Source organism: Propioniciclava sp. LT432 (assembly GCF_059515965.1).
This window is the reverse complement of the sequence record NZ_JCAKNE010000009.1, coordinates 50,316-61,972: the sequence shown is the minus strand read 5'-3', so window position 1 is coordinate 61,972 and position 11,657 is coordinate 50,316. Positions and strand designations below refer to the sequence as shown.

At 68.7% G+C, this 11,657-nt stretch carries 9 protein-coding genes; 1 reads left to right on the top strand and 8 read right to left on the bottom strand.

Annotated features, from left to right (window positions below):
* Window positions 1-518: 518 nt before the first annotated feature.
* On the top strand, window positions 519-4,001 hold the full coding sequence (gene mobF, locus AC5YDV_RS06475; RefSeq protein WP_496192426.1) for a MobF family relaxase: 3,483 nt from the start codon (window positions 519-521) through the stop codon (window positions 3,999-4,001).
* 46 nt (window positions 4,002-4,047) lie between these two features.
* On the opposite strand, the gene AC5YDV_RS06470 is transcribed toward mobF, so the two are convergent.
* The 8 genes from AC5YDV_RS06470 to AC5YDV_RS06435 are packed head-to-tail and all read right to left on the bottom strand — an operon-like array spanning window position 4,048 to window position 11,657.
* Window positions 4,048-4,932, bottom strand: a complete 885-nt coding sequence (locus AC5YDV_RS06470) for a bifunctional DNA primase/polymerase (RefSeq protein WP_496192425.1) — start codon at window positions 4,930-4,932, stop codon at window positions 4,048-4,050.
* Window positions 4,919-5,413, bottom strand: coding sequence for a hypothetical protein (locus tag AC5YDV_RS06465; RefSeq protein WP_496192424.1), 495 nt, complete (start codon window positions 5,411-5,413; stop codon window positions 4,919-4,921). Before AC5YDV_RS06465 ends, AC5YDV_RS06470 begins: the two co-directional genes overlap by 14 nt.
* Window positions 5,414-5,438: 25 nt before the next feature.
* Window positions 5,439-5,798 carry a hypothetical protein gene (locus AC5YDV_RS06460; RefSeq protein WP_496192423.1) on the bottom strand — a complete coding sequence of 120 codons (360 nt, stop codon included), beginning with the start codon at window positions 5,796-5,798 and terminating at the stop codon, window positions 5,439-5,441.
* Between the two features lie 17 nt (window positions 5,799-5,815).
* Window positions 5,816-6,886 (bottom strand): ArdC-like ssDNA-binding domain-containing protein, encoded by a 1,071-nt coding sequence (locus AC5YDV_RS06455; RefSeq protein ID WP_496192422.1) that lies wholly within the window; start codon window positions 6,884-6,886, stop codon window positions 5,816-5,818.
* The gene (locus tag AC5YDV_RS06450; RefSeq protein ID WP_496192421.1) at window positions 6,886-7,047 is read right to left on the bottom strand and encodes a hypothetical protein; all 162 of its coding nucleotides are present in this window, start codon (window positions 7,045-7,047) and stop codon (window positions 6,886-6,888) included. Before AC5YDV_RS06450 ends, AC5YDV_RS06455 begins: the two co-directional genes overlap by 1 nt.
* A gap of 52 nt (window positions 7,048-7,099) precedes the next feature.
* Window positions 7,100-8,884 carry a type IV secretory system conjugative DNA transfer family protein gene (locus AC5YDV_RS06445; RefSeq protein ID WP_496192420.1) on the bottom strand — a complete coding sequence of 595 codons (1,785 nt, stop codon included), beginning with the start codon at window positions 8,882-8,884 and terminating at the stop codon, window positions 7,100-7,102.
* Window positions 8,881-10,239 carry a putative type IV secretion/conjugal transfer ATPase gene (locus tag AC5YDV_RS06440; RefSeq protein ID WP_496192419.1) on the bottom strand — a complete coding sequence of 453 codons (1,359 nt, stop codon included), beginning with the start codon at window positions 10,237-10,239 and terminating at the stop codon, window positions 8,881-8,883. The genes AC5YDV_RS06445 and AC5YDV_RS06440 overlap by 4 nt, the downstream gene beginning before the upstream one ends.
* Complete coding sequence (locus AC5YDV_RS06435; RefSeq protein WP_496192418.1) at window positions 10,236-11,657, bottom strand: SCO6880 family protein; 1,422 nt, start codon at window positions 11,655-11,657, stop codon at window positions 10,236-10,238. The genes AC5YDV_RS06440 and AC5YDV_RS06435 overlap by 4 nt, the downstream gene beginning before the upstream one ends.

The following is an 11,657-nucleotide window of genomic DNA, read 5'->3' as shown; positions in this document are numbered from 1 at the left end:
GCGTCCTCCGGCGCACCCTGCTCGCCAGCCAAGAGACGCCACCGTCACTCGAAAGACCCTGCACATCTGGCATTTCCCGGAGTTCAGGGGCGGTTGCGTCCCGAAATGGGTGTCAGCCCGACGCACTCGGAGGGTGAGGCTCGAACCGTTCGAGCCCCACGAAGGAGGCCCATCATGGTGGGGTTCAACGGGCAGTGCGCTGAGTGTCAGGCGGCGTTCACACCGGCTCGGATCGGCCACCGCTTCTGCTCGGCGGGATGTGCCGCGAGGGCGTACCGCCGGCGGTCCACGGGCTCGCTGTCTCGCTGTCCGTATTGCGCGGTCGGGTTCTTCCCGCGGCGCCGTGGCCACCTCTACTGCTCGTCCCGGTGCCGCTATCGAGCACGCCGGCCGAAGCGGGTGTTGCTCCACCAGTGTGTCGTGTGCGGCAGTCCGTGGACCGGCGCCACGTCACGCCGTCGGTACTGCAACTCGAAGTGCCGCAAGGCTGCAGCGCGCGCACGGGCGAGGTCGGTCGCATGCTGACGGTGAAGGAGATGCACGCTGGTGACGGGTACGCCTACCTGCTTCGCGGCGTCTCCGACTCGGCTCCGTTCCAGGGCGCCATGTCGCAGATGACCCGCTACTACGCGACCGAGGGCAATCCGCCTGGTGTCTGGATGGGCGCCGGGCTGGCGGGGCTCGACGGCGGGCGCGGCTTGGCAGCTGGGTCCACCGTGAGCAGCGAACAGATGGAGCGCTTGTATCGCGACGGCGTCGACCCGGTGTCCGGGGTCGTCTTGGGGCGGAGGAACCGTGTGCCCCTCGGAGTCGCCCAACGCATCGCCACGCGCGTCGAGGCCTTGGGTGCTCGCCTGTCACCGGAGGATCGCGCCGCGGCCGTCGAGACGATTGAGGCGGAAGAGTCAGCGCGGCGCCAACCCAAATCGGTAGCGGGCTTCGACTTCACCTTCACCGCACCGAAGAGTGTGTCGACGTTGTGGGCTCTGGCCGATTCAGGGGTGCGCGAGCAGCTGTACCAAGCCCATCGTCAGGCCGTCGCGGACGTGGTGCGCTACTTCGAGTCGGAGGTTGCGCGGACTCGGGTCGGAACCGACGGGGTCGCCCGCGTGCCGGTTCGCGGGGTCGTGGCGGCGTCCTTCGACCACTGGGACAGCCGCAACGGAGATCCCCACCTGCATACCCATGTTGTTATCGCGAACCGTGTTCAGGCTGGCGATGGCCGGTGGCGCACCCTCGATTCGCTCGGATCAGTGTTTCCCAACGTCGTGGCGCTGTCGGAGTTGTACAACAACATCCTCGCGACCCAAGTGAGCGCCCGCTTGGGTCTGGACTGGTACCAGAAGACCAGTCGGAGAACGAAGGCCTCAACCTGGGAGCTCCGAGGAGTCTCCCTACGGCTGGTCGAAGCGTTCTCTTCACGGCGTGCCGAGATCCGACAAGCACGGGAAGCGCTGGCTGCCGAATCCGCACGTGGAGAGCTCGGCAGCAGTGCAGGTCGCGAACTCGATCGGCGTGCGTGGCAGGCCACCCGCAAGGCCAAGACGATCGTGCCCTTGGCTGAGCTCCTGGGTCGGTGGCGGGAACAGGCGGCGGCCGTTCTGGGGCGTGACCCGTTGGAGTGGGCCACCGCACTGACCTACCGCGGCGCACAGGCTCGCGAGGAACGGTCCATTCCGATGGTCCGCGCTGATGACCTCGCGCTCGGGTACGGGGTCGAGTCGCTGGCCCAAACCGCCTTGGGAGAGCTGAGCAGCTCTCGGTCCACGTGGACGGTGTCGAATATTCGGGCGGCGGTGGCGCGGGCGGCGATGCACGTCCGGCTGGCGTCGACTGCGGACATCTTGGCGACGATCGGAGCTGCCACCGAGAGGGTGCAGCTGCTGAGTGTCGACCTCACCCCCGACCTGACAGCCCACACGCCGGAGCGCTATCAGTTGGCCGATGGTTCGAGCGCGTTCAAGCGCGCCACGGTGTACACCGCCCAAGCACTGCTCGATGCCGAACGCCGGCTGCTGGCCGACGGGAAGCGACTTGATGCGCCCACCTTGGACCTGGACACCATCGAGCGGTACGCCAATGCTCCCGACAGCAAGGGATTCCTGCTCTCGGATGACCAGGTGTCGGCTGCGGTGCAGGTCGCCGTGTCAGGGCGGGTCGTGGACGTTCTGGTGGGGCCGGCCGGCACCGGCAAGACCACCACGCTGGCGAAGCTGACCGCTGCCTGGCAGGCCACCCACGGAGCAGGATCGGTGATCGGGCTGGCGCCCTCGGCCGCTGCCGCTCATGTGCTGGCCGACTCCTTGGGGATCGACACGGAGAACACAGCCAAGTGGTTGCACGAGCAGGCAAGCCAGTCCACTCGACTCCACAGGGCCGAAGCACACCGTGTGGCGGGCCGCGGCGACGTTGCGGAGGAGCTGCTGGCCGAGCATGCGCGGTGGGCCATGCGGCCCGGTGGGCTGGTGATCGTGGATGAGGCGTCCTTGGCCGGAACCTTGGCTTTGGACGCTCTGCGCGCCCAGGCTGCGGCTGCGGGGGCCAAGATTCTGCTGGTCGGAGATCCATTCCAGCTCAGCGCGATCGAGGCGGGCGGAGCCTTCGGTCTCTTGGTCTCGGATCGCCGGGGCACCGCTCCGGAGCTCAGCGGCGTGTGGCGGTTCCGTAATGACTGGGAGCGTGCCGCCTCGGTGCGGCTGCGGTTCGGGCAGGAAGCTGTTCTCGATCTCTATGACCACCGTGGACGGGTCCATGCGCATGAGGACGCGGTCGAGGCCGCCTTCGAGGCTTGGTGTACGGACCAGGACGAAGGACATGTGTCGCTGCTGATCGCCAGTGACAACAGCACGGTCACCCAACTCAACGCGCGTGCCCGTCGTGAGCGGGTCGACCAGGGGCTTGTCTCTGCGGAGGGTCCGCGCCTGCACGATGGAACCTCAGCTGGTTCTGGGGACCGCATCGTCACGCGGCAGAACGATCGGTCGCTGACGACGGGCCGCGGCTGGGTCAAGAACGGTGACACGTGGGAGGTGCTCGACGCCGGCGCTGACGGGTCCTTGCTGGTTCGTCGCGGGGCGGGCGGGACAGCCATCACCCTGCCGGCCGCCTACGTTGCCGATCACGTTGAGCTGGCCTATGCCACGACCGCCTATCGAGCCCAAGGGGCGACGGCCGACACAGCCCATGTGGTTGTTGATCCTGGGCGTGGCGCGCTCACGCGTGAGGTTCTGTACGTGGCCATGACCCGTGGGCGGCTCGCGAACCATGTGCATGTGGCGGTGGCGCCCAGCGATGACCCCGATCACGCCCACCTCGCCGCGGAGGCTCCCAACGCCAGGGGGATCCTGAGTGACGTCCTCAAGCGGAGGGGTGCGGCTCTGTCGGCCACGCAGACTCGCGAGTCCGAGGTCGAAGCACAGACCAGCCTGGGCCGGCTGATGGCCGAGTACGACACCATCCGTCGGTGGGCTACGACGGATCGGTACGCCAACCTGCTGAGGGAGACGATGCCGGATGTGGAACCCACCCACCTGCCTGAGTGGCCTCAGGTGCTGGATGCGCTGCGTCGTCTCGAGGCCCAGGGTCGGCCGCCGGCGACGGTAGTCGCCCAGGCCTTCTCCCCGGGGGAACACCCCAGCAGTAGTGCTGCCCGCTTGGTTGCCTTGGCCGGCGACTGCCCCCCACTCGAGCGTCGACAGATCTTGGGGGTGACGGTGGCGGACGTGTCGACGCGCGACCCGGACCTTCGTCAGGCCCTCGACGAGCGGGAGGCGTCCATGCGCCGGGCGGTGCAGGCGGCCCTGGCGAACGACTTGGAGCAAGGCGCCCGCTGGACGCGCCGGCTGCCTCCTCGCCCGACGGACGCCGCGGCCCTGGAGGCATGGACGGTTGCAGCTGCGGAGATGGCGGCTCGGCATGAGTTGCGGATGGTGCTGGGTGAGCGTGCTTCGACCGTCAGCCAGCCGCTCGGTGTCGGGGACGGGCCGGTGCTGAGCTTGTGATCATGGTGCACCGGCCGGCCCTGTTGGGCCGGCCGGTGAACTGTGGTCAGAGCGAGATGGTTCTGGGGGCGGGTGGTTCCGGTGCTGGGACGGGCATGTTGACCGGCTGTGGTCCGCGGAGTGCGGATTGGATGGTGCGGGAGGCCTCGTCCGGGTCCAGTCCGGCTGCGAGTCCGGCGTGGTAGAGCTTGTCGAGGCACTCCAGGTCATCGTCGATCGAGACGCGGGCAGCCCAGTAGAGGACGTTGTTGCGGGTGCCGATCTTGGCTTCGGCGACCGTGCGGGCTAGTGCGTCGACGCGGCGTGTGAGGCGGTCTGGCGAGGTGGGTCGGCTCTGTTGTGCTCGGAGTCTCCGGGTCGCTCGCTGGGCTCCCTCGTGGGAGCCGTCGACGCGTTGGATGAGCTCGCGCAGTTTGGTGAAGTCGCACTGGAAGACGGGCTTGCTGTGGTCGAGTCCTTGGGTGAGTTCGTAGGTGCCGGCATCGGTTCGTGAGGGTGGGACGACGACGTAGCCGCCTTCGGCACGGAAGTCGAGGCCGTAGTCGGACATGGAGCCGTTCCGGGCGCCGTCGCGGGCCCGGTAGTAGAGGTGGGCGCCTCCAGACGGGGTTCGGACGATGATGGCTGGTGGTTTGAGGCCTCCACCATCGAGGGCGGGCTGGACGACTTCCCAGCCGGTGCGTCGTTGGCGGCGGCCGGCGGCGTCTTCCTTGGGGACGTCGACGTCGAGGACGTCCCAGCCGCTGGTCTCCCCGGTGGGCAGGCCGATGTTTGCGTTGGGGTGTTGGGCCCACCAGGACTTGATCTGGAACAGATCGATGGTCGCCGCGTAGAGGCCGCGGGCGGTGAGTGGAGCCTTGCCGCCGGGTACCAGCGGGAATACGGGTAGGCCTGCTTGGGCGTACCGGATTGCGGCGTCACCAAGGTTCATCGGTGGGACCGTTCGTCTGGGTGAGCCACTTGCGGGTGTCTGCCGCCCAGGTGGCGTCGTCGGGCCAGGGCTGGAGGGTGGCGGCCCGGTGGTCCTCGCGGTTGCAGCCGGTGATGGAGGTCCATTCGCGCAACCGCGTGCGGGCCATGGCGAACATGGCGTGCCACTCGAGCATGGCGGTGGCTGCCTGGGTCTTGTCGTAGGCGACCTCGTAGGCGCCGCGGAGGGCGGTGAGTTCCTCGACGAGGGCTCCGTGACGGGGCCAGCATGGGGGGACCAGGGTGGGTGGGAGGGCGTACCGGTCGGTGAGCCAGGCCACCCACGGGATGAGCCTCGACCACTCCTGATGGGCGGCCTTGCCACGAAGGGTGTGCCAGCGCACGGGGCTGGGGATGGACCCGAGATCGTAGATGTCGGATATGGATTCGCCGCTCTTGGAGAGGGCGTCTTGGAGTTCCTTGGACAGGCGTGGTTCGGGCATGGGTTTCTCCTGTCGGTGCGAGGGGTCAGTGGCGGAGGCGGTTGACGAGTTCGATCGAGGCGGTGCGGAGCGGCATGGTGCGCCAGGCTGGTGAGGCGTCGAGCCACTGGTGGAGTCGTTCGTGGCAGGGCCTGCAGAAGGGCATGAGGTCCTGGAAGGACTCGTCGCCGACGTTGTCGTAGGTCAGGTGGTGGAGGTCATCACGGGCCAGCGCCCAGTCCTGGTCGCAGATGGCGCAGGTGGGGGCGCGTCCGTGGAGTTCGCCGTAGAGGGCTGCCCAGTTGCGTCGGACGGTGCGCCAGGTCTCGGAGTTCATGTAGCGGCGGTAGCGCAGGCGCGCGAGGGTTCGGCCGAGGCCTCGGCCCAGTCCGCGGGGTGGTCGCATGGGGTTCTCCTGTCCGGTTAGAGGCCGATCGTCGGGGTCGGTGTCGGGGTTGGGGTCGTCGGGGTGGTCGTCGACAGTGGGTGCATGGACGGCGGGCTGGGTGCTGTGGCGGGCGCCTTGTTGATCTGCTCGCGGACGCGGGCTGCGTCTTGGGTCATGGCTTCGTTCTGGGCGAGGGTGGCGGCTGGTTGGGTGTGGGTGAGGATCTTGTCGGCGCAAGCCATCACGCGTTGACCGGTGGCTTTTATGACGTCGCAGGGGTCGACGCGTTGGCGTTCGGCGGCGTCCTCGGCCCAGACGGCTACGTAGGAGAACGTGTAGTCGCTGGTGTCGAGGCCATGGGCTGAGGCGACGAGGTAGGCGACGGATTCGGCTTCGACTTCGATGGTGGAGCGGCAGTCGACGCGTCCGCTGTCGGTGGCGTTGGGTGCGTGGAGGAGCATGTGGCCGACCTCGTGGGCGAGGGTCTTGACGGCTTGGGCGTCGTCCACGTCGTCGCGGACCCGGATCACGTGTGCGGTGAAGTCGGTGTAGCCGTTGGCGGTGCCGCAGGGTCCGCGTTCGAGCTGGAAGCCTTCCTGGGTGACGATGTGGGCCAGGGCGTCCCAGAGTCCTTCGGGGGCGTGGCCGGCCAGGAGACGCGGGATGTCGGGCCGGTCGACGGCCGGTTCGACTTGGGAAGCGTCGAAGACGGGTACTGGCTTGAAGCCGGTGATGATCGTCTTCTTGAGCGGCTTGCCGTCCTTGTCGCGGGCTGCGCGGCCCTCATCATCGTCGACGGTGACGCGTCGCGTCATGGGTGCCAGGACGCGGAGGGCGGTTTCGCCCTTTCGGACGTAGTGGCCCCGTTCTTTCCAGGCGTTGAAGGAGGCGACCATGGTGGCGTCGGGCTTCTGGAGGAAGATCAGCAGTGTGTTGTTGAAGCTGTAGCGGTGGAAGCCCTGGGCGAAGTGGAGGAACGCGAGCCACCGGTCGGAGGAGCGCAGGGACTCGATGCCGGCCATCAGCTGCTGGTGGAGCTGGTCGAGCTTCTCCTTGCGTTCGGCTTGGGCTCGTTCGGCTTGGGCGGCGGTGAGCTGGCGGCGCATCAGTTGTCCTCGGCGAGCAGCTCGTCGGCGGCGTCCAGTGTCTGCTCGGCGGCTGCGCGTTCCCCTGCTTGGGCGAGGGTTCGGGCGTAGTCGAGCAGGTCGTCGTGGATGAGGGGCACGTCGGCCAGGCCGGTGGGCCGGAGGTCGTCGGGGTGGTTCACGATCTTGCTCCTTCAGTTGGTGGCCGGCCGGTGTAGTGCCTGGCTCACTTCCCTAGTGCGTGTGGCCTACACCATCGGCCGGTCGGGGGTTAGGTGCGTGTGTGTGGGGTGCGATTTCGTTGGCGGGGTGGGTTGTCCGGCGGGCGGCGATGAGGGCTTTGGCGTCGGGGCGGCGTTTCCAGGAGCGCAGGGTCATCACGATCGGTGGGGCGGCGCGCATGAGGACGACGGCGGTGCCGAATGGCAGGGTGCGGAGGGCGCTGGGCGGCATGATCGGGACCTGGCGGATGCTCGTGGAGGTGGTGAGGCTGCCGTCGTGGTTGCGGGATCGTGAGGTGGTCTCGTCGTCGCGGAGTCCGATGACGTCGGAGAGGTCGCGGAGGTCGCGGGCGTCGTCGTTGCCGCCGAGGATGACCTTGACGATGGCTGATCCCCAGACGGTTCCCCAGGTGGCTTCGCCCCACTTGTCGCGGCCTTGGGCCAGGGATTGGACGACGGCGATGGTGACCAGGCCGGAGCCTCCGCCTTCGCTCATGAGGGCGGGCAGGGACGGTAGGGGTGCGAGGTTGCCGATCTCGTCCAGGACGAGGGTGACGGGTGGGTCGAGTCGTTGGCCGGGGGCGTCTGCGGCGAGGTGGCGGGCGACTTCGAGGAGGTCTTCGATGAGGGCTGCGATGAGGTTGGCGACGCCGGTGGCGCCGGTGGCGGTGGAGAGTAGGTACAGGGTGCCGTTGGCGTTGAGGAAGGCGGCGGGGTCAAAGGCTTCGCCGGGGTGGGGGCTGACGGCCTCGAGGACGCGGGGGTCGGCCAGTCCGCTGCAGGCTTGGCGGACGCCGTGCCAGACGGAGTCACGGGAGCGGGGGTCGCTGTCGATGATGGCGTTGAGTGCGCTGCCCCAGCCGCGGGCTGAGCTGGGGTTGGCCTCCAGGATGCGGCCGGCTTCGCGGGCTGCTGCGGGGTCGAGGCTCCACCGGTATAGGTCGTCGGCGCCGCGGTTGTCGAGGGCGGCGGCGTGGAGGAGGCCGCGGAGGACGGACTCGGTGAGGCCGAGCCAGAAGGCGCCTTCGGTGACGTTGGAGCCGCCCAGGCCGGAGCCGGCGGCCAGGCCTTTGGCGCGGACCATGGCGACTTGGGGGTCTTGGCAGCCGCGGATGGGTGACCAGCGCAGGCCGCCGGGGGCCCAGGGTGCGAGTTGTTGGGGGTCGAACACGGCGATGGGGCCGTGTTGTTGGCGGGCGGTGAGGGTGATGTCGAGGTTGTCGGGGCGGGTGGAGGTGGTGATGACGGCGCCGGGGGCGTCGAGGATGAGGTTGACCGCGAGGTGGAGGCCCTTGCCGGAGCGGGGTGGGCCGATGATGAGGGCGCAGTCTTCGACGGTCATCCACAGGGGGGTGCGGTCGATGGCGCCCAGGCGGAGCGCGATGTCGTCGAGCTTGGGGCGGGGCAGGCTGGGGCGCAGGTGTTGGGCGCGCCGTTTGACGGCGTGGCTGCCGCCGACGCGGACGGCTTGCTGGCGGGTGGCGGTGCCTTCGGGGCGGATCCGCGCCTGCGTCTTGGCGGGCGTGGGGGTGCTGGTTCTCCAGAGTCGCCACACGACCGTGATGAGCGCGATCTCGGCGATGAGGATGAGTGCGGCGACCAGCCAGTACAGCCAGGCTGGGCCGGTGGTGAAGGCTCGGTCAGGCTGGCCGCGGAGGGTGAGCCACAGCCATTGCTGGCCGGGGGTGCCTGTGCTGCCGTGGAGGCGGTCCAGCAGGAGGCCTGCGCCGTAGAGGGCGAAGGTGAGTGCGCTGAGGGTGCCGATGCCGGCGAACAGGATCTTGTCGGTGTCTCTCATCGGTGTCGTCCGCCCATGCGCTTGTCGGTGCCGAAGCGGCTGAGTTCGTCGGTGGTGACCTTGTGGGCGACGAGGAAGCCGCGTTCCTTGACTTTCCAGAGGGCTTCGCCGATGGCCAGGCCGGGGAGCTGGTCGCGTTCGGCGTCGTTGAGGCCGAGACGGCGGGCGATCTCGCTGGCGCCGTCGCCGGGCTCTTGGGCGTAGAGGACCTTGGTGGAGCAGTCCCCGATTAGGCGCAGGGAGCGTGCGCGGGCGGCGGAGCCGGCGTCGCCGACCATGTCGAGGTCCCCGAGGCCGTGGAAGATGATCATGTTGGCCAGGCCGAGGTGGCGGGCTCGTTTGAACTGGGATGTCATGCGGGCCAGCAGGCTGGCGACCATCATGATGCGCCAGGACTCCTCGTAGATCACCCATCGTTGTCCTGCGGAGGGGTCGTTGAGGGCGGCTTCCATCCAGGTGGAGGCGCACGCGGACACGAGGGCGAGCTTGAGGTCGTCGCCGACGATGCCGGATCCGTCGATGACGACCATTGGGGATTCGGTGTCGAGGCTGACCGTGGAGGGCCCGTCGAACAGGCCGGCGAGGTCGCCGTTGATGAACCGGGCCAGGGCGTGGCCCAGGGATCGGCCGTCGCTGGCGAGTTGGGTGGTGTCGGATCCGTGGGTGGCTTGGCGGGGTTGGAAGATTGCGTCGACGACGTCTCCGAGGGTGGGGGTCGGTGTGTCGGCGACGACGCTGTCGAGGGCTGCTGCCAGGGCGGTGTGTTCCTCCGGGGCCAGGTCACGGGCGGCTGCTGCGGCGGCGAGGGCCTCGAGGAGTTCGATGCGGCGTTCGCGGACTTCGGTCTGGTGCTGTTGGTCGCTGGCTTGGGGCCGGCGAGGTCCTTCGTCGAGGGGGTTGAGGATGTTGCCGTCGCCGAGTCGGATGACGGTGCCGCCGACGGCTTCAGCGACGGCTCGCCATTCCCCGTTGGGGTCGAGGGGGACGTACACCTTGCGACCGAACACGGTGGAGCGGGAGGCGAGGGTCTTGGCCAGCAGGCTCTTGCCGCGGCCGATGATGCCGATGACGGCGACGTTGGGGTTGCTGATGATGCCCTTTTGGTAGAGCACCCAAGGGTCGAACACGAAGGGCGCTTGGGACCAGGTGTCGGTGCCGATGAAGATGCCTTCCGAGCCGAGGCCGGCCTCGGCCAGGAACGGGTAGGCGCCGGCGATGACGTCGGTGGTGGCGTGGTGGGGTTCGACGGTGAAGTCGATGGGGTTGCCCAGGATCTCGGTGCGGGCCTTGTGCTTGCCGGGCAGGCCACCGCGCGGGATGGCGGGGGTGGTGTGCTTGATCTGGATGACCTTCATCGGTGGACCTTCCTTCCGAGGGGGAGCCGGGTGTTGGTGAATGCCTGGAGGTGTTGGCGGGCCATGGGTTCGGTGTGGATGCCCGAGGCGGCTGCGGCGGCTTCGACGGCGTCGACGGCATCAGCAAGCTCGGGTAGGTCGGGTGCGGTGACGACGATGAACCCGGAGAAGCGGGCGTCGGCGAAGCCGTCGGCCAGGGCGGTTTCGCGTTCGGCGAGTTCTTCGACGGCGCGGCGTTCGAACACCGATTGTTGGCGGCCGCGCTTGGCTGCGTTACGGGCTTTGGCTTCGGCGCGTGCGGCTTCCTTGCTCATCCCCTTGAGCGCGTCAGCGGTGGGCACGGGGGTGATGAACAGGCTGAACGTCTTCTGGACGCCGCTGGTGAACATGACGTGGTGGAGGAAGTCGACGGGGACCTCGGTGCGCGGCCAAGCCGCGATCCACAAGACGGCGGCGCATCCGTCGACGAGGTCGATGTGGGTGCGGTGCTCCTCGAGGCTGATCGGGCCGGCCTCCTCCAGGGCGGCGGCGGTGGGCATGGGCGCGTTGGGGCGGTGTGCTTGAACGATGCGGCTGGCGAGTTCGTTGCCGGTGATCGGGGTGACGTGTTGGAGACCGCCGTCGGTGAGGCTGGTGATGAGGACTCCGACGAGGGCGTCGAGGCGTTCCAGCGAGATGGCCAACGCCGATCCGTGGGTGACGCGTTCGATACCGAGGCCGCTGCGCTTGCGAACGTCGATGGTCACGGTGACGGTGGTGTCGTGGCGGACTCCTTGGGTGGCTTGGCTGGCGAGGAGCGTCTGGTACTGGTGAGCGGCCCACCCGTTCGGGTTGGTGGCGTGGGCGTCGAAGAACTCCACGACGTTGAGGCCGGGATCGGGCACGGTCGTCTCGGTGACTTGGATGCGGGCTCCTTGGGCGCGCTGGGACAGGCTGCCCAGGAGGGTGGCCCAGGAGTCGACGCGGCGTTCCTGGTCGCTGCTGGCCAGCAGGCGGAAGGCGGGTTGGCGGCAGCTCACCGAGGCGGCGAGGGTGCCTTGGTTCGGGTCGTACACGGCGACGGTGCCGCTGGGCAGGTTGCGCCACTGCAGGCGTGCGGCGTCACCCGGTAGGTGCAGGCTGCCGGCGCGCGGAGGTTCGGTGACGTCGCGACGCCATTGCCGTTGACCGTTGCGTGACTTGGTCAGCCAGCTGACGATGAGCGGAACCTGGTCGAGGAAGCGGCGTCCTTCCCACCGTGCCGGCACCAGCAGGGCCAGCACGATGGCGACGCCCAACAGCGGCATGCCGCGCCCGTTGGGGATGGCGGTGGCCAGGACCACGAACGTGAGGGCGAGACCGAGGACGGCCAGCTGGGTGTAGGTGAGGTCCCCCCACACGGTTCGGGGGGTGCGGTTGGGGAATCGTGTCGTGATCAT

Bases quoted from the DNA above. Each gene is read 5' to 3' on its own strand.
- AC5YDV_RS06465 (WP_496192424.1), bottom strand. From the start codon at position 5,413: ATGCCCGAACCACGCCTGTCCAAGGAACTCCAAGACGCCCTCTCCAAG.
- AC5YDV_RS06445 (WP_496192420.1), bottom strand. From the start codon at position 8,884: ATGAGAGACACCGACAAGATCCTGTTCGCCGGCATCGGCACCCTCAGC.
- AC5YDV_RS06460 (WP_496192423.1), bottom strand. From the start codon at position 5,798: ATGCGACCACCCCGCGGACTGGGCCGAGGCCTCGGCCGAACCCTCGCG.
- AC5YDV_RS06455 (WP_496192422.1), bottom strand. From the start codon at position 6,886: ATGCGCCGCCAGCTCACCGCCGCCCAAGCCGAACGAGCCCAAGCCGAA.
- AC5YDV_RS06470 (WP_496192425.1), bottom strand. From the start codon at position 4,932: ATGAACCTTGGTGACGCCGCAATCCGGTACGCCCAAGCAGGCCTACCC.
- AC5YDV_RS06440 (WP_496192419.1), bottom strand. From the start codon at position 10,239: ATGAAGGTCATCCAGATCAAGCACACCACCCCCGCCATCCCGCGCGGT.
- mobF (WP_496192426.1), top strand. From the start codon at position 519: ATGCTGACGGTGAAGGAGATGCACGCTGGTGACGGGTACGCCTACCTG.
- AC5YDV_RS06435 (WP_496192418.1), bottom strand. From the start codon at position 11,657: ATGATCACGACACGATTCCCCAACCGCACCCCCCGAACCGTGTGGGGG.